Origin of the sequence: Aliikangiella marina (genome assembly GCF_007004765.1) — a bacterium.
GTDB classification, from domain to species: domain Bacteria; phylum Pseudomonadota; class Gammaproteobacteria; order Enterobacterales; family Kangiellaceae; genus Aliikangiella; species Aliikangiella marina.
In genome coordinates this window covers 463,425-488,420 of the sequence record NZ_VIKR01000003.1, presented here as the reverse complement: position 1 = coordinate 488,420, position 24,996 = coordinate 463,425, and the positions used below count along the sequence as shown (strand labels likewise).

At 43.9% G+C, this 24,996-nt stretch carries 21 protein-coding genes; 2 read left to right on the top strand and 19 right to left on the bottom strand.

What is annotated here, in order from left to right:
- Nucleotides 1–2: 2 nt before the first annotated feature.
- Entirely contained in the window at nt 3–386 is a 384-nt protein-coding gene (locus tag FLL45_RS14060) for a hypothetical protein (protein WP_142942688.1), read from the top strand.
- Here the strand turns inward: FLL45_RS14060 and lipA are convergent.
- The 15 genes from lipA to FLL45_RS13985 form a co-directional block, all read right to left on the bottom strand.
- Nucleotides 383–1,381 (bottom strand): lipoyl synthase, encoded by a 999-nt coding sequence (gene lipA, locus FLL45_RS14055; RefSeq protein WP_142942687.1) that lies wholly within the window; start codon nt 1,379–1,381, stop codon nt 383–385. The two genes, FLL45_RS14060 and lipA, sit on opposite strands and share 4 nt — an antisense overlap.
- 55 nt (nt 1,382–1,436) lie before the next feature.
- Nucleotides 1,437–2,111 (bottom strand): lipoyl(octanoyl) transferase LipB, encoded by a 675-nt coding sequence (gene lipB, locus FLL45_RS14050; protein ID WP_142942686.1) that lies wholly within the window; start codon nt 2,109–2,111, stop codon nt 1,437–1,439.
- 14 nt (nt 2,112–2,125) lie between these two features.
- Nucleotides 2,126–2,416: a DUF493 family protein YbeD gene (gene ybeD / locus FLL45_RS14045; protein WP_142942685.1), complete on the bottom strand. Its 291-nt coding sequence runs from the start codon at nt 2,414–2,416 to the stop codon at nt 2,126–2,128.
- A gap of 167 nt (nt 2,417–2,583) precedes the next feature.
- A complete protein-coding gene (locus tag FLL45_RS14040; RefSeq protein ID WP_142942684.1) occupies nt 2,584–3,753 on the bottom strand; it encodes a D-alanyl-D-alanine carboxypeptidase family protein in 1,170 nt (389 codons plus the stop codon).
- A gap of 171 nt (nt 3,754–3,924) precedes the next feature.
- Nucleotides 3,925–4,755: a septal ring lytic transglycosylase RlpA family protein gene (locus tag FLL45_RS14035; RefSeq protein WP_142942683.1), complete on the bottom strand. Its 831-nt coding sequence runs from the start codon at nt 4,753–4,755 to the stop codon at nt 3,925–3,927.
- 24 nt (nt 4,756–4,779) lie between these two features.
- The gene (mltB, locus tag FLL45_RS14030) at nt 4,780–5,811 is read right to left on the bottom strand and encodes a lytic murein transglycosylase B (RefSeq protein ID WP_185964465.1); all 1,032 of its coding nucleotides are present in this window, start codon (nt 5,809–5,811) and stop codon (nt 4,780–4,782) included.
- 92 nt (nt 5,812–5,903) lie between these two features.
- Nucleotides 5,904–7,028 carry a rod shape-determining protein RodA gene (gene rodA / locus FLL45_RS14025; protein WP_142942681.1) on the bottom strand — a complete coding sequence of 375 codons (1,125 nt, stop codon included), beginning with the start codon at nt 7,026–7,028 and terminating at the stop codon, nt 5,904–5,906.
- A complete protein-coding gene (mrdA, locus tag FLL45_RS14020) occupies nt 7,015–8,943 on the bottom strand; it encodes a penicillin-binding protein 2 (RefSeq protein WP_210247190.1) in 1,929 nt (642 codons plus the stop codon). The genes rodA and mrdA overlap by 14 nt, the downstream gene beginning before the upstream one ends.
- 5 nt (nt 8,944–8,948) lie before the next feature.
- Nucleotides 8,949–9,419 carry a 23S rRNA (pseudouridine(1915)-N(3))-methyltransferase RlmH gene (rlmH, locus tag FLL45_RS14015; RefSeq protein ID WP_142942680.1) on the bottom strand — a complete coding sequence of 157 codons (471 nt, stop codon included), beginning with the start codon at nt 9,417–9,419 and terminating at the stop codon, nt 8,949–8,951.
- Between the two features lie 64 nt (nt 9,420–9,483).
- Complete coding sequence (rsfS, locus tag FLL45_RS14010; RefSeq protein ID WP_142942679.1) at nt 9,484–9,801, bottom strand: ribosome silencing factor; 318 nt, start codon at nt 9,799–9,801, stop codon at nt 9,484–9,486.
- Between the two features lie 5 nt (nt 9,802–9,806).
- Nucleotides 9,807–10,454 carry a nicotinate (nicotinamide) nucleotide adenylyltransferase gene (gene nadD / locus FLL45_RS14005; RefSeq protein ID WP_142942678.1) on the bottom strand — a complete coding sequence of 216 codons (648 nt, stop codon included), beginning with the start codon at nt 10,452–10,454 and terminating at the stop codon, nt 9,807–9,809.
- A 22-nt stretch (nt 10,455–10,476) separates the two neighbouring features.
- The gene (holA, locus tag FLL45_RS14000) at nt 10,477–11,475 is read right to left on the bottom strand and encodes a DNA polymerase III subunit delta (RefSeq protein ID WP_142942677.1); all 999 of its coding nucleotides are present in this window, start codon (nt 11,473–11,475) and stop codon (nt 10,477–10,479) included.
- A complete protein-coding gene (locus FLL45_RS13995; RefSeq protein WP_342778762.1) occupies nt 11,472–12,056 on the bottom strand; it encodes an LPS-assembly lipoprotein LptE in 585 nt (194 codons plus the stop codon). Before FLL45_RS13995 ends, holA begins: the two co-directional genes overlap by 4 nt.
- A 21-nt stretch (nt 12,057–12,077) precedes the next feature.
- Nucleotides 12,078–14,660, bottom strand: a complete 2,583-nt coding sequence (gene leuS, locus FLL45_RS13990) for a leucine--tRNA ligase (RefSeq protein WP_142942675.1) — start codon at nt 14,658–14,660, stop codon at nt 12,078–12,080.
- A 387-nt stretch (nt 14,661–15,047) separates the two neighbouring features.
- A complete protein-coding gene (locus FLL45_RS13985) occupies nt 15,048–18,296 on the bottom strand; it encodes a TonB-dependent receptor domain-containing protein (protein WP_185964463.1) in 3,249 nt (1,082 codons plus the stop codon).
- 434 nt (nt 18,297–18,730) lie between these two features.
- On the opposite strand from FLL45_RS13985, the gene FLL45_RS13980 reads away from it, so the two are divergent.
- Complete coding sequence (locus FLL45_RS13980) at nt 18,731–20,275, top strand: tryptophan halogenase family protein (RefSeq protein WP_210247189.1); 1,545 nt, start codon at nt 18,731–18,733, stop codon at nt 20,273–20,275.
- Here FLL45_RS13980 and ilvA read toward each other — a convergent pair.
- From ilvA to ilvM, 4 genes are read right to left on the bottom strand one after another with little or no spacing between them, the layout of a single operon-like run.
- Nucleotides 20,272–21,807 carry a threonine ammonia-lyase, biosynthetic gene (ilvA, locus tag FLL45_RS13975; RefSeq protein ID WP_142942673.1) on the bottom strand — a complete coding sequence of 512 codons (1,536 nt, stop codon included), beginning with the start codon at nt 21,805–21,807 and terminating at the stop codon, nt 20,272–20,274. The genes FLL45_RS13980 and ilvA overlap by 4 nt on opposite strands.
- A gap of 60 nt (nt 21,808–21,867) precedes the next feature.
- Entirely contained in the window at nt 21,868–23,709 is a 1,842-nt protein-coding gene (gene ilvD, locus FLL45_RS13970; protein WP_142942672.1) for a dihydroxy-acid dehydratase, read from the bottom strand.
- The gene (locus FLL45_RS13965) at nt 23,702–24,679 is read right to left on the bottom strand and encodes a branched-chain amino acid transaminase (RefSeq protein ID WP_246075830.1); all 978 of its coding nucleotides are present in this window, start codon (nt 24,677–24,679) and stop codon (nt 23,702–23,704) included. Before FLL45_RS13965 ends, ilvD begins: the two co-directional genes overlap by 8 nt.
- A 57-nt stretch (nt 24,680–24,736) precedes the next feature.
- Entirely contained in the window at nt 24,737–24,994 is a 258-nt protein-coding gene (gene ilvM, locus FLL45_RS13960; protein WP_142942670.1) for an acetolactate synthase 2 small subunit, read from the bottom strand.
- Nucleotides 24,995–24,996: the final 2 nt, after the last annotated feature.

Below are 24,996 nucleotides of genomic sequence, written 5' to 3'. Positions count from 1 at the left end.
TAATGATGTATAAAAAGGCAATTTTAGTCTTACTCAGTGCGCTAGCTCTCAGTGGTTGTAAAACCATTGGAGCAGCTAATCCGATCGATGCGCTGATACCAAGTCATACAGAGGACTCCATTAAAGAACTCACTGATATCATTTCTAAAGCAGTCAACAAACCGGTGAAACTCACTGAATTTGCTTTTACGAAAAATAGTCGTATCGCAATAGAGCCTAGTAACAGTTTTGATATCCGTTTTGGCGAAATCGGCGGCAAGCAAATTGAAAAGCCACCGATGTTCCGTCTAACATTAGAGGGTGATCAATGTTGGCTTAACTTCGAGGAAACTGGCCAATCTTGGCGCTTGAAAACAGTCAAATGTGTTGCTAACGCCAAGGATTAAGTGTTCTTGATACCAGCATTGTTTCCTTCAAGCGCTTTCTCCGCCCGATAACTTGAACGCACGAAAGGCCCAGAAACGACCTCTTTAAAGCCAAGCTCTAATCCCCATTGGCGGTACTTATCAAAGTCTGCCGGCGTCACATATCTTTCTACCGGTAAATGGTTCGGTGTAGGGCGCAGGTACTGACCAAAAGTTACTATGTCTAATCCGATGGCTTTTAAGTCTTGCATGGTTTCCATAATTTCTTCGTCAGTTTCACCTAGACCGAGCATTAGGCTGGTTTTGGTTAAAATATCGGGTCGATATTTTTTAGAGTGGGCTAACAAGTCCATCGTCGTTTCATACGAAGCGCGCGGATCGCGCACTGGATGAGTTAAGCGTTTTACTGTTTCCAAGTTTTGTGCAAAAACCTTGATTCCGGAATCTAAAACAATCTCTAGGTGGTCTTTATTGCCTTTAAAATCGGGCGTTAATACTTCAACATTAATCGTTGGGCTCGCTTTAATGATTGCTTTAACGCAATCGGCGTAGTGTTGAGCACCGCCATCGTCTAAATCGTCTCTATCCACCGAGGTCAATACGATGTATTTCAATCCTGTAGCAGCAACTGATTCGGCAGCATTTTGCGGCTCATCTTTATCCAGCCAACCATTAGGATTACCAGTATCAACTGCGCAAAATCGACAGGCTCTGGTACAAACGGCCCCCATCAACATAATTGTCGCAGTACCTGCACTCCAACATTCTCCGATATTTGGGCACATTGACTCTTCGCACACCGTTGCAAGACGGTTAGTGCGTACGTTGTTTTTCATGTCCTGATATTTACCGCCGGTGGGTAATTGGACCTTTAACCAGCCAGGTTTGCGACCCAAGGGCTCTGGATGAGCGCCGCTGCGAGACTTAACGCCGTTTTTAATCGCGTTAAATCCATGTTCGGTCTCGAACTTGCTACCACTTTTAACGATCACTGGAATTGCTTCGCCTTTACGCATTTCTGAAACCTTCACTTACCGAAAACCCGGAAAACGGGCGTTATTCACACTTTAGCTATTCTACGATGATACTTTGCTCGTAGTTCAGGCTGCGCATTATAGCACCAATTAAATCATCCGCGACCTTTGCAAGACTACTTGGACCAGCATGATCAACGATTTGTGTAACCTTCATTCCCGCATAACCACAGGGGTTAATACGCGAAAAAGGCGAGGTATCCATGTCAACGTTAAGCGCTAAGCCATGGAACGAAGAGCCGCGACGAATTCTCAGGCCCAGCGAGCAGATTTTGTCTTCGCCGACATATACCCCGGGTGCATCAGCTCTTGGCGAACTTGAAATTTGATACTCAGACAAAAGACTCACCACTGCATTTTCAATCGCTGTTACCAGCTCGCGCACGCCCAATTTTTTGCGGCGTAAATCAAGCATGAAATAAACCACCAGTTGCCCTGGACCGTGATAGGTAACCTGCCCCCCACGATCAACTTGTACGACCGGGATGTCTCCGGGCGCTAGGATATGCTCTGCTTTACCCGCTTGCCCTTGGGTGAAAACCGGGTCATGCTCGACGAGCCATATCTGATCTGGCGTATTTTCGTCTCGAGTATCGGTGTATTGCTGCATTTGCCGCCAAATAGGCTCATAGGCTTGTCTGCCAAGGTGTTTAATCTCAATGAGATTATCCAATAGAGGTTCTTTGGCACTGTTCGCAACATTATTACTCATTATAAATCAGCCATTTAGAGACAAAATTTCACATTCTCAATGGCGTTTACTGAAACGTATATCTCGTCAAGCTGTTGCTTCGAAGTCGCAGTAAAATTAACCGTCACCGAGACATACTTACCGGTTCTGCTCGGATTAAGCGAGGGTGTATAATCACCAGGGACATGCTGTTGAATGGCAGCGACTATTTCATCTTCCACGCCTTCAACCGCGTGGGCCATCGCCTTAAACATGAAGTCACACGGAAACTCCCAAAGTGACTCCTCGGCGCTCTGTTCATCAGTGATGTTTTTCTCATCAGTCATAATTGCTTCTCAAAATTGGATATTTAATGCAAGTTCTCTGATATTCCTATTGATGAGTTTAGTCAAAACTCTGATTCAACGTCTAGCTAGTTAACCTTTATAAACGACAACGCAGGCTGAATAGCCTGCGTTTTCAAAGTTTCAACTCAGATGTAAAGTAAAGCGAATTACTCGAACAAAGAATCAAACCATTGACTCACTGAGTCTGACATACGCCCGAAAAAGCCCGCTTCTTCTACATCATGCAAAGCTACCAATGGATGCTCTGCCACGGTTTCCTTACCAATCATGAAAAATACTTTACCTGCTATTTGGCCCTTTTTAATTGGGGCACTTAAGTCTTTTTCAACTACATACTGCGCTTTTAAATCCGAATTACGGGGAATGGTAACGAAAATATCCTCAGCAATCCCCAACTCAACTTCATCACTTTCTCCCATCCAGATGCGCGGCTTGTGCAAAACTTTGCCCGCTTCCAAGGGGCGCACAGTTTCAAAAAACCGAAATCCATAGGATAAAAGTTTCTTACTCTCGACTTTTCTCGTTTGTTTACTGTCAGTTCCCATTACCACTGAAATTAACCGCATCGAGTCCTTAGTCGCTGAACTCACAAGACAGTAACCCGCTTTTTTGGTGTGGCCGGTTTTAATACCATCGACATTAAGGCTCGGGTCAGCCAGCAATGGATGGCGGTTATAGGTCTGGATATTATTGTAGGTATAAGAACGTTGCTTGTAGAGCTCATACTCGTGAGGAAAATCTCTGATGAGCGCCATACCTAATATTGCCATGTCTCGAGCAGTGGTTTTCTGCTGAGTCGCAGAAAGGCCATGGGCGTTCTCGAAAAAAGTGTCATTCATGCCAAGCTTTTTTGCGTGGTGATTCATCAAATCGGTGAAAGCACTTTCGGAACCCGCAACATGTTCCGCTAAGGCAACCGCGGCATCATTGCCGGACGAAATGATTAAGCCTTTAATGAGCTCTCCCAATTTGACGGTTTTGCCAACTTCAAGCCACATCAAAGAGCTCCCCTCAAAAACGGGGTTTTGTGCATAAGCATTCATGCTAATTTTGACAATATCATCGCGAGAAATATTGCCCGCCTCTAATTCGTGGGATACCACATAACCGGTCATCATTTTGGTCAAACTGGCAGGGCCAACGGGTAAATCAGGATTGCTCTGGGCGATAATTTTTCCGCTATCGTAATCCATCAACACATAGGATTTTGCGGTAAGTGATGGCGCCCTGGGCACTGCCGCTTGCAAAGCTAAGCAGGTAAAAAGCAACGAGATGATGACTAATGACTTTGTTATCTTACTGATATTGTCGAGCATTGTAGATCCGAACTAAATAAAAATATTGAACGAGGAAAAATGGGCATTCTGCCCCAAAAACTTGAGTATCAGAACACGCGTAACCCCTTAAAAACGCGGAGGATTATACCACTGCTTACAACCAATCGATAGACCTCACGACATTCTCTAGTTAGGTCTAAAACTTAGGGTTTACTGGTAGACAATCTTTGGTTTGCCGAGTTCCTTAATATCTAGGGTCGCGACTAACTCTTCGGCGGTTTGTTGGCTCGGCACAGGGCCAATACGAACCCGATAGAGCTTCTTTTTGTTGCTCCATACACTGGTTATTTTCACTGGCAAACGAATTTCTCTATCCAGAACTTTCGCTAGCTTTTGCGCAGTTTTGTGATTAGAGTAAGCACCCACTTGCACGTAACGCTTTTTATTTGCATGATTATGGTCGGAATCGGTTGGCTGTTCAGAGCGGGCCACTCTTGTCGCTCGGCTTTCAGAAAACGAGATAGTTTCTACTTCAACATTTGCGGTACCCGCTTCGGCCATACCAAGTTCATGAGCTGCAGCATAAGAGAGATCAATAATACGGTTTTTGGCAAAAGGCCCCCTATCATTAATTTTTACAACGATTTCTTTACCATTATCGAGATTTCTAACTCTGGCATAAACAGGTATTGGTAATGTTTTGTGGGCGGCAGTCATTTTAAACATATCATAGGTTTCACCACTTGATGTACGTCGCCCATGAAACTTAGTTCCATACCAGCTAGCGACGCCTTTTTGCTTGTAATTATCGGCCGATGCCAGCAGTGTGTAGGTAATACCATTTTGCTCGTAAGAAGGCGGATTACCGTAACGACTTCTGGGCTCAGGCTTTGGAGTTACTTGCTTTACTCTCGCCCAATCAATTCCACCAACCGGAGCCGCATCCTTTTCTTCGAAAAGGGAAACACAGCCAGATAACAGCAACACGGTTAAAATACCGATGACATAGCGATTTATTGGTAATAATTGAGTGTCATGCATGATATTGATTACTCACCGTTTAGCTTACTTTCCTGCCACTGCTTCAGTCACATTTTGCCGTTGTGCTTCACGTTTCTCACGAATCAACTCGCTCAGTTGAAAAGCGGCTAACGCATACAATTCACTATGATTATAACGAGTGATCGCATAAAAGTTATCGCCGACTAACCAGTGCTCGTCAGCACCACTCGTTTGTTCAAACGCAAATATACCGACTTTCTTAGTTTTGCCGGCTAGTTTTTTGGTATCAATATTTTTTGCCTTAAGATCCGCTAGCTGGTGCTTTAACTTTAAGCCTTTTTGTAGCAGCGGCTTGTGAGCTTTTTGAAATTGAATTGGCTCAGCAACAAACCCGTTTGCTTTCCAGCCGTGTCGTTTAAAATAATTGGCAACACTACCTATCATATCCGCCGGATTATCAAACAGGTTAATTTTTCCGTCGCCATCAAAATCCACACCAAAATTTCGATAACTACTTGAAATGAATTGTCCCATTCCCATCGCGCCTGCATATGAACCCTTGATTGACGCCAAAGGCCAACCTTGATCACGGGCTAAAATTAAGAATTGGGCTAATTCCGAACGGAAGAATTTACTACGTTTGGGGTAGTAAAAACCCAACGTATGTAATGCCTCTAATACCGGGAAGTTACCTTGAATTCGACCATAAAAAGTCTCAACGCCGATAATACCGACGATCATTGATGGCTCCACGCCATACTCTTCATAGGCGCGATTTAATAAACCTTGATGCTTATTCCAAAACTCAACACCTTGGTCTATCCGCTTATCCTTTATAAAAATAGTCCGATAGCGATGCCAAGGCAGACCTTCAGCAGGTTTGGTAATTCGCTCAATGATATCTTGGCGATGCTCCATGGAAGAAAGCTGTTGAAAAAGTTGCTGTTCATCAAACTGGTGTTTGACTGCCATTTCCTTAGCAAATGTTTTGATAGCTTTTTTCGCTTCTGCATCAGTCACAAAGGGCGTGTAATTTGTAGCAGAAAGAGAAAAAGACAACCAACCTAAGAGCAATATTAAACAACTTTTTTTCATTGAGTCCTCTTTGTAAAGTAGACAATAAAAGGTCATTAACTAAATTGTTACTATCCGCGTTCAAATCCGCTTTTACCTTGGTTATAACAGTTTTAACCAGGCAGTAATTTCTTATGCGTTTGGATCCCCATTAAAATGCCGAAAGAAGCCATCATGGTGACCATCGAAGTTCCGCCATAACTCACTAACGGCAAAGGTAATCCTACCACTGGTAAAATGCCGGTTACCATGCCAATGTTGACAAAAACATAAACAAAAAATGTCAAAGTAATGGCGCCGGCTAATAACCTCGTATAAGTGTCTTGAGCCTGTGCGGCAATATAAAACCCTCTGCCGATAATCCACAAGTATATTGAGAGCAATAATACGATGCCATAAAACCCAAACTCCTCTCCCAACACGGCAAAAATAAAGTCAGTGTTTCTTTCCGGTAAAAATTCTAGTTGAGACTGAGTACCTTCAAGCCAGCCTTTACCCTTTATTCCGCCAGAGCCAATTGCAATTTTTGACTGGATGATATGATAGCCACTGCCCAACGGGTCCTTCTCTGGATCGAGAAACGTAAGCACCCGTTGTTTCTGATAGCCTTGCATCACATAAAACCAGTGGATGGGCGCATAAACTAACGCAACCAGCGCAAAACTCAGCAACACACGCCACTTTATTCCGGCTAAAAATATAATGAATCCGCCGGAGCTTGCGATAAGAATGGAAGTGCCTAAGTCAGGTTGAATCATAATTAACAAAGTCGGCACTGCAATTAACACCGCAGCGATAAACAACTCTCTTAATTTAGGCGGTAACGAGCGCTCGCTGAAATACCAAGCCAGCATCATCGGAACTGCAAGCTTCATAATTTCAGAGGGTTGGAAGCGGAAAAAACCGAGATCGAGCCAGCGCTGTGCGCCTTTTCCTTTTTCACCAAAAAAAACAACCGCAAGTAACAGTAGAATACCCGCTGCATAAATAAACGGAGTCCATTTTTGGTAGACGCGTGGTGGAATCCAAGCAATAAAAAACATCGCTAAAAATGCGATGGCCAATCGGATGCCTTGACGGTTTAGCTGTCCCTGGCTCTCTCCAGACGCACTGTATAACACTAGCAGTCCAAAAATAACCAGTAAAAGCAACCCAGCAATAAGCGGTAAATCAAGGTGGAGCCGACTCGCAAGACTTTTGCCGCGACGATCTGAAGGGTCTCGATCAATTAACGCCATATTGCCCCACTTTCTCAGACCGATTTAATGAAGCCGTTTTGTTGTCACGCGCCCGGAAATATTCATCGAGTACTTTTCGTGCGACCGGCGCAGCTTTGTCGCCACCGTGTCCGGCATTTTCTACCACCACCGCGAGCGCAATTTCGGGCGTCTCAAACGGTGCATATCCGAGATACATCGCGTTATCACGATATTGCTCTTCAACTTTAGTTTCATCATAGTCTTCGGTCTGCGAGGTCAATTGAACCGTACCGGTTTTTCCGGCTGAGGTATACTTCGCTCCACTAAAGGCCGTTTTTGCGGTTCCCAAAGGATACAGATTAACCCGCCGCATTGCGTTCTGAACCGCCTTGAGATTGTCTTTATTCGAAAAATCTGCCTGGTTTTCTGCGGGGACTATCGGCGTTGTTTTCCAGCTATCGCCATCCTGTATATGAGTAACTAAATGCAAATTGTAGCGAGTTCCACCAATCCCTAATTGGGCAATCGAATTTGCCATCTGTAATGGCGTCGATATCCAATAACCTTGACCGATCCCAGTAATAACTGTTTCTCCAGGAAACCAAGGCATTTTTCTTTCTGCTCTTTTCCATTCACGGGAAGGCATAATGCCGGGGACTTCTTCTCCCATATCAATCCCCGTATATTGGCCAAAGCCGAAACTTCGCATATATTTTGAAAGTGTATCTATCCCCATCCGGTACGCTAAATCGTAAAAATAGGGGTCACAAGATTGCACGATTGCCAAACGCAGGTCGACAGCTTCACCATGACCATCTTTCTTCCAGTCGCGGTAAAGTCTCTGCTCTTCATTAGGAATAATCCAAAAACCAGGATCAGGGACCGTGCTTTTTGTGGTAATCAGCTTGCTTTCCAACCCGACCCAGCCAAGATGCGGTTTAATGACAGAACCGGGAGAATAAAGCCCTCTTAATGCCCGATTGAACAAAGGACGATCACTGGAAGTAGTTAATTTTTGATAGTCACTGACCGAAATCCCAGTAACAAAACCATTTGGGTCGTATCCCGGGTTACTGACCAGTGCAAGAATTTCGCCATTGCGGGGGTCAATTGCCACTACCGAACCGCGGTAGTCACCCATCGCTTCAGCAGCGACTTGTTGTAGTCGGATATCGATTGATAAACGTAAGTTGTTACCAGGAACTGGCGGTTTTTCAAAAAGTGGCTCACCTATTACACGACCTTGAACATCAGTTTCGACTCGTCGAAACCCAATAGTGCCGTGAAGATGATCCTCATAAAATTTCTCTAAACCAACTTTCCCGATATGACGCGTCGCTTGATAATTAGCCTGATCGATTCTCGCTAGCTCTCTGTCATTAATCCGGCCGACATACCCCAGAGCATGAACGAGTTCTTCGCCAAATGGATAGTGTCTGACCAACCGCGCTTCAATCCTGACACCAGGAAATTGATGCCGGTTGACGGAAAATACCGCCACCTCTTCTTCATTGAGCCTCGACTTGACTACAACACTTTTAAAGCGGCGTATTCCCCTGAGTTTTGATTTAAATGCAGTTTGGTGTTTCTCTTCGATGAGAGCGAGTTGTTTAAGCTTTACTAGGGTATTGTCAATGTCAGCGACTTGCTCTGGGATGATTTCCAGTGAGTATACTGAGCGGTTTTCCGCCAATAAAACGCCATTACGATCAAAAATCAAGCCGCGCTTAGGTGCAATAGGCTGAACACTGATCCGATTGTCATTTGAGCGAGTTTGATAGTCTTCATGCTTCACAACCTGGAGATACCAGCTGCGCATGACCAGCGCAATAAGCATCAAAACGACAAAAACAAAAGCTATAACAACACGGCTAACAAGGAGCTTTCGCTCCAGATAGTGATCTTTAAACGAGCGCGAACCTTTCTGACGACTGGAAGCATTTAGCAACGACAAAAAAACTACTCCCGGTGATAAGGGTGGTTTACCGTGACCGACCAAGCTCGGTAAATAGCCTCGGCCAGCACGATTCGAACTAGTGGGTGGGGCATGGTTAATGCAGAAAGTGACCACCGGCTGTTTGCTCGAGCGAGGCATTCTGGTGCTAACCCATCAGGACCGCCAACTAAAAGACAAACGTTATTCCCCATATGTTGCCACTGAGTAATTTGCCCTGCTAAGTCTTGAGTACTCCAATTTTTGCCTTTCACATCTAATGCAACCACCCAATCACTCGTATCAATCACTTTTAAGATCTGCTGCCCCTCTTTGTCCATCCAAAGCGAGGCTTGTTGGTTCTTGCTTCTTTTGGCCGCTGGAATTTCAATAAGTTCCAATGAGCAGTCTTTGGGGAGTCGCTGAGCGTAGTTGCGGTAAGCTTTTTCTACCCAATCGGGCATTTTGGTTCCGACAGCGATTAGTTTAATTTTCATTTTCGAACCACATCAGAGGTGACTGGCAGGCACATACTCGTCTCCACCTGGGATTAAAACAACTTTATTCCCACAACTTTTCAAGCTGATAATAGTCCCGAGTTGTTGGCATCATGATGTGTACAATAACGTCTCCGGTATCAACCAAGACCCATTCTGCGGCGTCCTCGCCCTCAATACCAATTGGTGGTTGCTCTCTTTCTTTGAGCTCTTTAATGAGTAAGGTTGCAATCGATTTAACATGGCGGCTCGAAGTACCGCTGCATATAACCATATAATCAGCAATTGTCGACTTTTCGCCGATAGCTAATATTTTAATATCTTGGGCTTTGATTTCTTCTAGTTGGTCAACAATAAAGTCTCTAAGTTTTTCACCTTGCATTCGGTCTATTCGCTCTCGTATAAATGATTTCTACTGATATATTCTATAACACTCTGGGGAAGCAGGGAATCCAACCCTATTCCCGCCTGAATCGCTTTTCTAATTTCACTCGAAGCCTGTGGCATATCGGGCATGGTATGTAACAAGGCCAAGCCGCTCGCTTTACTCGTTAAATCCTCTAAATGATCAACTAAACTAAAACCAGCCGCCGCAACTAACTTATCGAGCTGATAGTCGTTATTATCAGCGCGATTAAATATCAGTAAATGACAAAACTGATTAATCTCCTGCCATCGGTACCAACTTTCAAAAGTCGCCAAGGAGTCAGCCCCCATCACAAAAACATTAAGCTTGTTCGAGCTTTCTCTTTGTAGCTCGACTAGCGTGTCCAATGTGTAGGACTTTTCGCAACGCTTAAATTCTCGTTGGTCAATGCTGACGTTAGGGTAGTCTTTAGCGACCAAAGAAAGCATGTTCACCCGGTGCTGAAACGAAGTTTGCGGCTTACCCTTAAGCGCTGGAATCGCGCAAGGCAGCAGGCGAATTTTGCAAGATGGTGCTAGCTCTCCAATGCTTTTAACTATTTCTAGGTGTCCGAGGTGAACCGGATCAAAGGTTCCACCAAATACAAATTCACACTCAGATCGCTTCATAGCGCTAACATTTTTCTTCGCATCAACTCACCCTACCCCAAATGCGCTGACCACTGATCATCCATAAAATTAACTCTAACTCTTGCCAAACATTGCCTTTTTCTTGACCTTTTATCATTCGATCAAGATAAGCACAGCGGATGATCAGTTTTTGCCAGATGCTCGCAGGCAATCGATTAACCGCTGCAGAAATTAATCGTTTCTTGCTATCCCATAGGTAGCTTTTTGACAGTGCTTGCATTGCCGTTTGACCTTGTTGCACCGCTAATGCGGTATTTTTGCAAAGCTCTACTTCACGGGTTAAATTAACTAAAATCGAAATCGGCGCAACAGCTTCTTGCTCGAATTTCTTAAGCATTCTCACTGCGCGCTCGCCTTTACCGGCAAGCGCTTCATCTAAACATAAAAAGACTGAATACTTGGCATTATCTGTTGTAACCTGACGCAACTCTTCAATGCCAACAGTTTGATCCGAATAAAGTAACACCAACTTATCCAGGCTTTGTTTTGCGGCGAGCAAATTTCCTTCGGTTTGTTCAGCCAACATTTGGCAGGCTTCATTACTAACATCCAAATTATATTGACGCGCTCTTTGCTTGACCCAACCAATAAACTCATGGGGTTTCGGTGGCCAAAGCTCGTGAACCTGTGCGTTTTCAACCACTGATTTAAACCATTTCGTGTTCTTTTGACGCTTTTCAACTTTTGGAAAACGGATTAATATTTGATTTTCAACGTCAGCACTTGCGAGTAATTCGACCAAGGCGTTTTGCGCTTCTTTATTAGGCAGTTTACTAAATCGAATATCGGTCAACTTAACTTCCGCGAAAAGACTTAGGCTTCCTGAGTCAGCTAGCAATTCATTCCAGTTGAATTTATCTGCGACCTCGACGACTTTTCTGTCGCTCACGCCTGCAGCTTTTGCTTGCTCTATAATCGAATCACAAGCTTCCATCATCATCAATGGATCATCACTAATCACAATATTTATGGGACTGATGGATGTAGCAGATGAGTTCATTCAACACTCGTCGCTGATTTATTAAGCTGCCAGTTAACCTGCAAGGTGAGTCGACGAACAAGCTCCTCAATCACTTCTTGTTCTGTTTGCTTGCGCAACGTTTGTTCGGACACAGGATTGCGATAATTCTGATAAAAACTTCTCGCCACCTTCATCGTCGATAACGGCTTGGCTTGCACCTCTGCCTCGTCAGCTGAAAATTGATTCCCAGGAATTTCATTTCGCGATAGGTCAGTTCGCAATTCATAAGCCAAATTCGCCCGTAAGATAATTTCGTTCGCTCTACCGGTCGCGTCACGGCTTGTCCCTTGAGTAGTAAACTCAAGCGCATGGAGCTTTAACAGAACTTCTGCTTCATCGAGTGAATTTGTCAAGTTTGCCCCTGAAGATTCGAATGCTCGTTTCAATGAATTCTCTAGCAAACCGTACGGCGACTCGGATTCAATGTAGATAGCCTTTTGTGACAATTGAATGGAATTAACTCCTCGCAGCTTGAAACCGCAAGCCGATAGCAAAATTATACACAGCCCGACTAGGACTGCGTTTTTAATTCCGACTTTTCGCTGAGTACTCAGTAACATCAATTGATTCAGATTCAATAATTAGTTCGCCACAATGTTAACCAACCTGCCGGGCACCACGATAACTTTACGAATCGTTTTACCTTCAATATGTTTGGCGACGTTTTCATCGTCTTTGGCGAGTGCTTCTATCTCTTCTTTCGATGCGTCAGCAGCCACTTCAATTTTTCCGCGTAACTTGCCGTTGACTTGCAATACGATAGTGACTACATCCTTCACCAATGCCGTCTCATCGTGTACGGGCCAGGGCTCATCGACGATCAGGTTATGGTAACCTGCCGCTTGCCAAAGCGCCTGCGCCATATGCGGGGCAACCGGTGACAATAATAATACTGCAGTATCTAAGGCAAACTTTATAACAGCACCGTCTTGTTCGCTGCTAACCTCAAACTTAGCTATAGCATTGGTTAACTCCATAATGGCCGCAATCGCAGTATTAAATGAATGACGACGACCATAATCATCAGAGACCTTAGCAATTGTCTGATGAGTCTTGCTAAACAATGCTTTTTGTTCTTTATTTAAATCAGCCAAAGTAATCGCAGTTTTTTCAATCAATGCGTTCTCAACATACAGCTTCCATAGACGTTTTATAAACTTATGCGCGCCTTGAACGCCATCATCACGCCATTCCAATGATTGTTCTGGCGGTGAAGCGAACATGGTGTATAAGCGTGCAGTGTCAGCACCAAATTGATCGATCAAAGCCTGTGGATCGACACCATTCATTTTTGACTTGGACATTTTCTCCATTCCAGCCAAAATGACCTCTTCGCCCGTCGCTTTCAATGTTGCTTTAATCGCCTTACCTTTACTGTCTTTTTCTACTTCGACTTCATCAATCGTATGGTAATGCTTGCCACCTTTTTCATCTTTAGTGACGAAGGTTTCGGATAACACCATACCTTGAGTTAATAGGTTGGTCGCAGGTTCATCGGAATCGACTAGGCCAGCATCACGCATCAACTTATGGAAGAACCTAAAATACAACAAGTGCATGGTCGCATGCTCAATGCCGCCGATGTACTGATCTACTGGTAACCAGTAATTAGCTTCTTCACTGTCCAACATTGCATCGTGACTATTCGGCGTCGTGTAACGGGCGTAATACCAACTTGACTCCATAAAGGTATCAAATGTATCTGTTTCGCGTTTTCCTTTAACCCCGTCAATCACAACATCCTGGAAATCAGGATTATCTACAAGCGGTGAATTCGCATCATCTAATCTCAAGTGCGTCGGCAGCTCTACCGGGAACTCTTTGGCAGTGACCATTTCGCCAGTTTCCAAACGCACCATCGGAATAGGCGCTCCCCAAAATCTTTGGCGAGACACCCCCCAGTCGCGCATTCGATAGTTGACTTGTTTTTGGCCAAGCCCTTGGGTAACTAACCAATCAGCAATCGACTCAAGTGCTTGCTCCGAAGTTTGACCATCAAATTCACCCGAGTTAACTAGTGTGCCTTTTTCAGTAAACGCGGCCTTGCTCAAGTCACATTCAATGTCGCTGCCTTCGTTTGGCTGAATAACTTGCTTAATTTCAATTCCGTATTTGTGGGCAAACTCCCAGTCCCGCTGATCGTGGCCTGGAACAGCCATCACCGCGCCAGAACCGTAGTCCATCAAGACAAAATTGGCGACCCAAACATCAACCAAATCGCCAGTCACCGGATGGATGGCTTTTACGCCAGTGGACATGCCTTTCTTTTCCATGGTGGCAATATCTGCTTCTGCGGTTGTCGACTGGTTGCACTCAGCAATAAATGCTGCTAATTCAGGGTTTGACTGGGCAGCTTTCGCTGCAATCGGATGCTTAGCTGCAACTGCAACATAAGTGACTCCCATTAGCGTGTCTGCTCGGGTAGTGTAAATAGATACCGAGTCGTTACTATCCGCCAGTTTAAACGTCATCTCAACGCCTTCTGATCGACCAATCCAATTACGTTGTTGCGTTTTAACGCTATCTGGCCATCCATCAAGCTTGTCGATACTTGCCAACAATTCTTCAGCGTAGGCAGTTATTTTTAAATTCCATTGATCAATTTCTTTCTTTTCGACCGGCGTATCACAGCGCCAACATAAACCGTCATGAACCTGTTCATTGGCTAAAACTGTTTCATCGTTTGGGCACCAATTGACAGCTGACTTTTTCTTGTAAGCTAACCCTTTCTCAATTAACTGAGTAAAAAACCACTGTTCCCACTTATAATATTCTGGCTCGCAGGTAGTGACTTCTCTATCCCAATCATAAGCAAAGCCCAAGCTCTGCAATTGCTTTTTCATGTAGGCGATGTTTTCTTTAGTCCATTCGCTAGGTTGGGCTTTGTTTTTTATTGCCGCATTTTCCGCAGGCAAACCAAACGCATCCCAGCCCATTGGTTGGAGTACGTTTTTGCCTAACATTCGCTGATAACGAGAAATAACATCACCTATGGTGTAGTTTCTTACATGGCCCATATGTAATCGACCACTCGGATATGGCAGCATTGATAAACAGTAATACTTTTCTTTGCTGGTATCTTTTACCGCTTTAAACACCTGATTCTCATTCCAGATCTGCTGGACTGATGATTCTACCTGACTATGGTTATACTCTTGCGTCATTAACAACTTCTCTATTTCTTGGTCTATCCGCAGCAACGCCTCAATATCAAAGCTCTCAAGCCGTTGGCTTTATGCTACAGAGATTAGTTGGCGCAATTTTAACGGCTTTTGCTAGTCAGCTAAAGAAAAAAGCGGAATAAAAACGGCAAATTAACGACCATCAACAACAATATTGAGAAATCCTTAAATCTGTTCGTTCAATGGGACGACTGGCTGCTTTGGTTTTAATCCGTCGATAATCAGTGAGCTGACGCTAAGAAAATAACCAGGCCAATAACGTCACAGCCTGTTTAAATCGTGGAGAAAACCTTGGCGAGGGTAATAAAAAACTGCTTACCAGGGCTGGCAAGCAGTTCCGTTTTTAAAAAAACTCAATAATTCAAAGAGTTAGAATTTATAAGACAAATTGGCAAATAGCGAGCGTCCTATCTGATCATATCCCGCAGCGACCATCCTACCGGCGCGGTCAGAACCTAGCCCAGCAGACACTTGTGCAGGCTGTACATCACCGATATTAGTAACGCCAACTGTTGCCACAAAAGTCTCATCTGGTGACCAAGTCACAGATATGTCAGAGTAGAATTTCGATTCTGCAACACAATCACGAATAACATTCGGTGCGCCTGTAATGCGCGTCGAAGGCGCAGCATTGCTCAGCAAACAAGTCGATGCTGAAGTTGACGGGTCTCGAATGAAGATTTCTGTTTCAGAAACATAACGACCACTATAGGTATAAGTCCAATCACCGCGATTAAATGACAAAGAAGTCACCGCACGAGTTTCTGGATTTCCAAAAGTCCCTAGCAAATCATCAGTACCGTTATTGAACAATGTTGGATCTTCGATAATGGTCGTGGTCAATTCATCTTGCAACGTGATTTGAGTGCCCCAAACTAAACTAGCCGACTCCCCCATCACATCATCAAAATTAACTTGAAAACGAGTATTGATATCGTAACCAACCGAGGTTTGTTCACCAATGTTAACAAATGAAGCATCGACATCATTCGGGAATCTTGCACTTCCAGCAACGGCTTGATCTCTCACACCAACGCGACCACAGAATGGACTGGCTAAATTGGGCAAGTCGTTATAACAACGGGTCAAAATGAACGCAGGATCCAACGCTTGAATCGTATCTTCGATTAAGATATCAAAATAAGTTATCGCGAAATCAAAGCTGTAGTCAGCCGTGTCAACAGGCGCCGCTTTAAAAGTAAATGTCAGCTGCTCCGCAGTTTCCGGTCTGAGATCGCTCACGTTCCCCCCAGTTCTCACTGGAATTGTCGTCGTGCCCAGGGTACCCAACTGTGTTGGATCGACACCATCGGCATTACAGTTAGCCAGTACCGTTGCCGAGCGCGTATCTAAGTTGGGATCATAATTGGTGCCATCCCAACCGGGTCCCGCATTATTGACATTACAAGGATCATTGCCGCCAGCTGTACCTCCAAACTGATCACCTAAATATTGCTCGCGCAAGTTTGGCGCGCGGAAAGAAGTTCCATAGGCAGTACTAAATGACATCCAATCCACCGGTGCATAAGTTAATCTCACGCGCTCAGTGGTTTCATCACCAAAATTGGACTCATCGGTAAAACGGACCGCCAGGTCTAAGGTGAGTTCTTCTGCGCCTTCAACACCGGAGAGAATCGGTAAACTTAATTCAGAAAAAACCTCTTGCACCGAGCGACTACCTGCGGTGATACCCTCAGTAGCCGGATTTTCAGCGACGATTAAACCGTTTTGTCCAAGAAAATCAACTTGCGAGTCAATCGTATCTTTGCGATATTCCATCCCCAACACTAAACTGGCCGTTCCACCATTATCAAAACTAAATAAATCGCCGGTTACAAAACCAGAAATGATTGATTGCTCGACCACAGTGCGGTTTACCCGCTCACCAATTAAATAATCACGCTCAGCTTGAGTAGAAAAAGATCCAGCACTCGCACCGCCTTGAGTGTAAAGCGATGGATTTAACCAATCGATGGGTACACAAGATTCCGGTTTGATAATTCCGCCAATACCATTGTTAACCACCGTTTCAATACCACAGACTAAATTACCATCGGCATCAAGACGTAATGTTTCCATTGCAAAAATCAGATGGTTTTCGTTCATTGCCGGTTGGGTTGCAACACCGTCGCCACGATCATAGCTAGCGGCAACTTCATAATTCCAACCTTTTTCTTTCGCCCAATCAAACGGCAAATCTCCTCGAAATCCAAAACCAAAGCGGAAATGATCCAATTCAACTTCCCGATCTTGTTTTAAATCATCTAACGTAACCACGGGCAAAACATCGAATCCAAACGGGTTCAATGGATTTTGAGCACTAAGATCGAGAGAGCCATCAGGATTTTGCAATAAACCACCATTGCCATTTTCTTGCGGGATAAACCCGGGGACTACTGGATATAACTGTTCCGCGGTCGCTCGATTGTTCAGATTACGATGGAAGTAAGAAGTGTCATAAAAAATTTCCGTACCATTATCTTGCCCCCACTCAGGCCGCCAAGTTCCGCTTGCAACAAGAGAGAAGCGCTGTAATGGTTGGACTAAATCAGATCGCATTCTATCGTAATTATCATTGTAATCAGGATTTAATCTGAATCGATCATTGCCAGTAGGATCATCTAAGAAGGGCGCATATCCAAAACTTGGTGGCGGAATATTCGCGCTGCCACTCCAGTTAGGAACAGGCAAACCAGTAACGCCATTAAGTACATTCGATTGTCCCGGTGTATAAAAATTCCATACACTCCCATGTTGACCCGCGCCTGCAGTCGCTGGCGCAATGAGGGTGTTATCTGGAAATCCGTTATAACAATAGCTGTAGATTTCGTTGGTGTCGGTATTGATCTCTCTACGTCTCACACAATCAACTCGACTACCAGTAGAAATCCTTTCTCTATCATAAAACTCCCCCCCAAAAATGAAAGTCGTTCGATCACTTTCAGCGCCAGTCACAAATGAAACTTGTCTAGTTTCACCACCAGGATCATCGGGCGCTGAGAAATTTGCACTGATTTTTACCCCTTCCATATTCTTTTTGAGAATAATATTAACGACACCTGCGACAGCATCCGCACCGTAAATAGCCGAAGCAGAATCAGAGAGAACTTCAACACGTTCAACCATATCAAATGGAATTAAACTCAAGTCAGGTTGACTCGGCGCCCCTCGGACACCAGAAGCCCCCAAACGTCGACCGTTAATCAAAATTAAAGTTCGCTCTGCACCTAACCCTCTCAAGCCGACGTTGCGTGAACCAACACCACCAGCAGGCGGCGCTTCCGTTGCGTTTGAGTTACCTGAGTTAGTATTAATGGTTGCGTCAATTTGTGGACCATTTGCCAAGGTGACCTTTTGCAACATATCCGATATGTTATTGATACCTGCCTTTAATGCATCATCGGCTGACAGCACTTGAATCGGTGATGGACTTGCGAATGAGTCGCGTCTAATTCGAGAACCCGTAACCGTTATTCTTGTCGCCTCATCATCAACTTCCTCTTCTTCGGCCGCGTAAACCGCATTTATATTAAATGTCGCTATGGCGCTTAGTGCTAATGCCGAGCGAATTGCATTTCGAAGTAGAGATGATTTAAGACTTATCGTTTCGTCTTTCATAAACATTCCCTTAGGTTATTTATTTAAATTTCTACCAGTTATTATTTCTGAGATAACTTAGCTAGTAGGCGTTTTTATTTTCCGATAGACAACGCTGCGCTGGAAACTATCGTCCCTTTCATAAGAAGAAAAATTGAATGATAAAACAACTTGAATTTATTGATTCAACTTCTATTCAAGATAAATTCAATAAGCTCATTAACATCTACCTATTTCGCGAAACAGCTTGAAATAAATTGAAACACCAAAAATAAATTTCCAACTAATTGCATACAAAAAAAACAAAACAGTTAAATTATTTTTATTCAATTCTTTTGTTACCATTTCAATATTTTTCTTAACAACTAGAAACATCAGCTGCCAGTCACTCAACTTTTTAGCATTATTTTTATTTAATTTTTTAATTGGCCTTGCTATTAAACTTAAGATCAAGTTTGATAGGCTTACATGCTAAACAAAGTGAGTACCTATTGCGTTTGGATAAGCCGTTTAAAATTGCAATACTGGGTGGTGGGACAGCCGGCTGGATGACAGCTTTGTATTTAAATCATCGCTGGAAAAATAAAAACATTAAAGTGAGTTTAATCGAGTCAGCTGACATTGGCATCATTGGTGTGGGAGAAGGCTCAACCCCTTCACTAAAGAATTTTTTCGATGACATTGAAATAAAAGAATCAGAGTGGATGCCGCAATGTCAAGCGACCTATAAGGTTGGAATTCGCTTTGATAACTGGTCAACGCAACCTGGATTCGAAAGCTACCGTCATCCCTTTCCTTCACAAGTTGACAAGTTTAGTTCTGATTTATTTGCTAAACAGCTCCATATCCGACGGCACGGAATCGACGTAGAAGTTCATCCGGATAAATTTTTCATTCAGTCTCAACTCGCCATGGAAAAAAAGGGCCCAATAGCGCCGTATCACTTTCCGCTGGAGAATGCCTATGGTTATCATTTTGACTCAGGGTTACTTGGACAATATCTGGCTGAAATCGCTCGGCTGAGAGGGATTGGACATATACAAGCTAAGGTGACGGATGCTCTACTCAATAACAATGGTATGATCAGCACACTAGTCACTGAAGAAAACACTCAAATCAATGCAGATTTTTTTATTGATTGTACGGGGTTCGTGGGATTTTTGATTCAAAAGAAATTACAAATTCCCTTCATTTCTTTTTCAGATAACCTGTTTAACGATTCGGCAGTCGTCATACCGACTCCAGCAAACAAAACCATCAATTCAGAAACAGTGAGCACCGCTCTCCAACATGGTTGGGCGTGGGACATTCCACTACAGCATCGCACTGGCAACGGTTATGTCTATAGTAGCGCTTATTGCGATCAAACATCAGCCGAAACAGAGCTAAGAAAAAAACTGAATCTACTCGATAGTGATATCGGTGCTCGACACTTGAAAATGAAAGTGGGTCGCGTTTCTCAGCACTGGTCAAAAAACTGTCTTGCCATTGGCTTGTCTCAAGGATTTATTGAACCATTGGAAGCTACTGCACTGCACCTAGTTCAAGCAACAATTCTAGAGTTTATAATTCAATTTGAAAAAGGCAATTTTACCAATCAGTTCCAATCTCAGTTTAATGACACTATTAATAATCGATTCGAAGGCGTTCGAGATTACATTGTCGCTCACTATCGTTTAAATACGAGAACCGATACACAATATTGGTTAGACAACGCAAATAACCCGAAAATATCAGAGTCACTCACTCGCATCTTGCAAAGCTGGACAGGTGCATTGGGCCATGATATTGAACCAGAAATTATTCAACAAAACATAGCTGGATATTTTCCCGTAGACTCGTGGCGAATATTATTAGCCGGATATGGCTTTTTCCCCGCACTTGATCACAACCATCCTCAGCAAGGCAATATCGATCACACTGAAATTGAGAATCACCAAGCTTTTCTCAAGCGATGCGGTGTTAACTTTAAAACGCAAAATGCGCTGCTGATTAACTAAAGAAATAACTGAAATGCAGGATTATGGGTTTCTTCCTGAAAACTATAATCTAACGCTTTTAAATGTCTAAAGAAGTCTAATTCCTGAATGTCTGGAACATCAAATCCCGCTAAAACTTGACCGATAGCACTGCCGTGATTACGGTAATGAAACAGCGTGATATTCCAGTCCTCACCAAGTGTCTCTAAAAATTTCTCTAGTGCACCAGGGTATTCAGGAAATTCAAATTGGAAAACTCGCTCCGATAGTTTTACAGGACTTTGTCCACCCACCATATAACGAACATGTAACTTAGCGAGCTCATTGTCGGTAAAATCCTCAATTGAGTAATGCGCCTGTAACTGTTCCTTTAACCGATTAAGCTCTTGTTCACCTTGTGTCAGTTTCACGCCAACAAATATGTTCGCGGAATCCTTATGCGAGTAACGATAGTTAAATTCGGTGATTACTTTTCCACCAATAATCTGACAAAACCGTTTAAAGCTTCCTCTCTCTTCCGGGATAGTTACCGATAACACGGCTTCTTTTTTCTCCGCGAGTTCACAGCGCTCCGATACATAGCGTAATGTATGAAAGTTCATATTAGCGCCGCTTAAAATGGTGACTAACTTCTCTCCACCCTTGCTAGTTTGTGTGTATCGAATACAACCGGCTAATGACAATGCACCAGCAGGCTCGGCAATAACTCGTGTATGCTCAAAAATTTCTTTTATTGCACCGCATATTTCATCATTCGAAACGGTCATCACTTGATCGCAAAACTGCTGAATCAATGGGTATGTTTCTTCACCGATTCGCTTAACCGCGACACCATCTGCAAACAACCCCACTTGCGGTAAATCAACTGGCTTACCTTGCTCAAGGGCCGCACTTAAACAAGCTGAATCCTCAGCTTCGACACCGATAATTTTAATCGCCGGGTTTAACTGTTTTAAATAAACAGCGATACCCGCTAATAGCCCCCCACCACCGACCGGAACAAATACGACATCAGCGTCGGGAAGTTGTTGCAATAATTCTTTACCGACAGTTCCTTGACCCGCGATTACATCCTTATCGTCAAATGGTGGAATAAAAACGGCATTTTGTCTTTCTGCCATATCGATAGCAAAACTATTGGCTTCACTAAAATTCTTCCCCTGTAATTGAACATCAGCTCCCAGTCGTTTGACACTTTGCGCCTTTATTTCAGGCGTTGTTATCGGCATTACAATGGTCGCTTTAATACCTAATTGTTGCGCAGACAAGGCGACACCTTGAGCATGATTACCGGCTGAAGCCGCAACCACACCTTGTGCTTTCCTTACGCTATCTAAATTGGCTAGTCGATTGTAAGCACCACGTAACTTAAATGAGTGAACAGGTTGTTGATCTTCTCTTTTTAAAAAAATGTGGTTGTTGTGCTCTTTTGATAATCGGCTTAAGAAACTCAACTCAGTTTCTTTAGCTACATCATAAACTGGGGCCAATAGCACTCGTCGCAGGTAATCCATGCTGTCGATTTGTTTTTTTGTATTGGATGCTAGATGCATCTGAATATCCTCAAACTTGAGTAGCGGCCAGAAAATTTAGGGGAACTACTCACAACATTATTATTTCAATTGACTCAAATCTCTTATCGCACCTTGGTCCGCACTAGTCGCAAGCAAAGCATAGGCCTTCAAAGCTGCTGAAACTTTTCTCGGTCGTGTTTCAGCAGGAAACCAGCCACACTGATTTTGCTTTTCTCGTCGTTGCGCCAATTCATCGGTAGAAACTTTTAGCGTAATTTCTCGGGTGGGTATATCGATAAAAATCGTATCACCTTCTTCCACTAAGCCAATTTCACCTTGATTGGCCGCTTCCGGAGAGATGTGCCCAATGGATAAACCAGAAGTTCCACCAGAAAACCTGCCATCCGTTATCAATGCACATTTTTCTCCCAGTCCTTTACCTTTTAAGTAACTGGTGGGGTACAACATTTCTTGCATGCCGGGTCCCCCTTTTGGGCCTTCATAACGAATAACGACAACATCCCCTTCTTTGATCTGATCATTGATAATGGCGTCTACTGCTGAGTCCTGGCTTTCAAAAACTCTGGCAGGTCCTTCAAAAGTCAAACAAGCGTCCGCGACGCCTGCAGTTTTCACAATACACCCTTTAGTCGCTAGGTTACCTTTTAAGATTGCCAGGCCGCCATCCTTACGGTAGGCATTTTCGACGGTCCTAATGCAACCCTCTTGACGATCATCATCAAGCGTATCGTAACGACATGACTGGCTCATTGCCTTGGTCGTTCTAATCCCGGCAGGGCCGGCTTTAAAAAACGTTTTGACTTGCGCATTTTCAGTCACTTTGACATCCCACTTTGCAATCGTATTAGCTAGTGTGCCCTCGGCAACATTTAAGCATTCTGTGTGTAAAAGATTACCCCGCGCCAACTCACCTAAAATTCCAACAACACCACCCGCTCGATGAACATCTTCCATATGATATTGATTGCCCGACGGCGCGACTTTGCATAAGTGAGGGACTTCACGTGATAGTCGATCGATATCCGTCATATCAAAATCAACACCCGCTTCTTGAGCTGCGGCAAGCAGATGTAATACCGTATTGGTCGAACCGCCCATGGCAATATCAAGAACCATTGCGTTTTCAAACGCAGCTTTAGTGGCTATACTACGCGGTAAAACTGAGTCGTCATCCTTATGATAATAACGATGACAAAACTCAACAATTTTACGTCCTGCTGTTTCAAATAATGTTCTTCGATCGGAATGAGTTGCTAATACCGAACCATTACCCGGTAAAGCTAATCCCAATGCTTCGGTTAAACAGTTCATTGAATTAGCGGTAAACATGCCGGAACAAGAACCACAAGTTGGGCATGCAGATTCCTCTACTTGTTTTACTTCTTCGTCTGATTTGGAGTCATCCACCGATTGAACCATGGCATCAACCAAATCCAATTTTATTAACTGATCACTCAATGCGGTTTTACCCGCTTCCATCGGTCCACCCGAAACAAAAATAACGGGGATATTCAAGCGCATCGCGGCCATCAACATACCCGGAGTAATTTTGTCACAATTAGAAATACAAACCATCGCATCGGCACAGTGAGCATTGACCATGTATTCAACTGAATCAGCAATGAGGTCGCGCGAGGGCAACGAATAGAGCATGCCATCATGTCCCATCGCGATACCATCATCGATCGCAATAGTATTAAATTCTCGAGCAACACCGCCTGCTTGCTGAATTTGTTCCGCAACCAGTTCACCAATGGGGGCAAGGTGAACATGACCTGGAACGAATTGAGTATAAGAATTCACGACCGCTATAATCGGCTTTCCAAAATCGGTTTCTTTCATTCCCGTGGCACGCCAGAGAGCTCTCGCGCCGGCCATTCGACGCCCCTGGGTGCTGGTAGCTGAACGTAGTTTAGGCATTGACTTTTAATTCCTGTTCCACCAGTTGCGGTTTAGTTTGTTCAGATGATTTAACTGGCTCTAACCAGCCCCACTCATCGATCGTTTTACCACTAAACAAACCAAAAAACTTTTGCTGCATGCTGGCCGCGATTGGGCCTCGCTTACCATCGCCAATAGTAATCCGATCGACACTTCGAACAGGGACAATTTCTGCAGCAGTGCCTGTCATAAATATTTCATCAGCTAAATATAGCGACTCTCTCGCAATACATTCTTCGCGAACTTCCAAGTCCATAGCCTTTGCAAATTGCATCACCGTATCACGGGTTAATCCGGGCAAAATGCATCCAGATAGTGGTGGTGTGTAAATAACATTTTTGCGAACAACAAATAAATTTTCGCCGGCACCTTCACTGATCATGCCATTAATGTCCATCGCAATGCCTTCATGATAACCGTGACGCTTTGCTTCCATAGAGATCAATTGTGATGATAAATAGTTACCACCGGCTTTCGCACCGGTTGGCATTGTGTTAGGTGCTAACCGAGACCAGGAAGACACGCAAACATCAACACCATTTGCCAGACCATCTTCACCTAAATATGCCCCCCATTCGAAAGCCGCGATCGCCACTTGAACGGGGACATCAGGTGGCGTCAAACCAAGCCCGACATCGCCATAAAAAGCGATGGGCCTAAGGTAAGCGCTGTTAAGGTTATTGGAGGCAACAGCAGCCTTACACCCATCGATAATTTCTTGTTGAGAAAAAGGAATGTTCATGCGATAGATTTTTGCCGAATCAAATAAACGCTGCACATGATCTTGCAGACGAAAAACTTGAGGACCTCGCGGCGTTTCATACACTCGGATCCCTTCAAAAACCGAAGAACCATAATGTATTGCATGCGTTAACACATGAACTTGAGCATCTTGCCAAGGACATAACTTACCATTAAACCATATATTTTCCGGTGTCGAATTTGCCACGGTGATTTCCTCTCTTTCGGCCATTCTTGTCTAAGCGTGAACGATCACTTTTAATAATTAAAAACTCGCTTGTGCTGCGTAGTTTTCTTCAACATAAACTTGGTCAACGGTCACAAGCTTCTTCAATTGGCTTTCCAACAAATGAATCGGTCGTTGACTCTTAACATTCACTGAAATATCAACCATCTGCTCTTGCGGTAAAACGTTCATCGCAATATGGTCAACATTAAACCCTCGAAATCGAACTACGCGTAAAAGTTGTTCTAATAAAGTCGGGTGATTACTGGCTTTGATTTTTAAATGGTGTTGCTTCATGG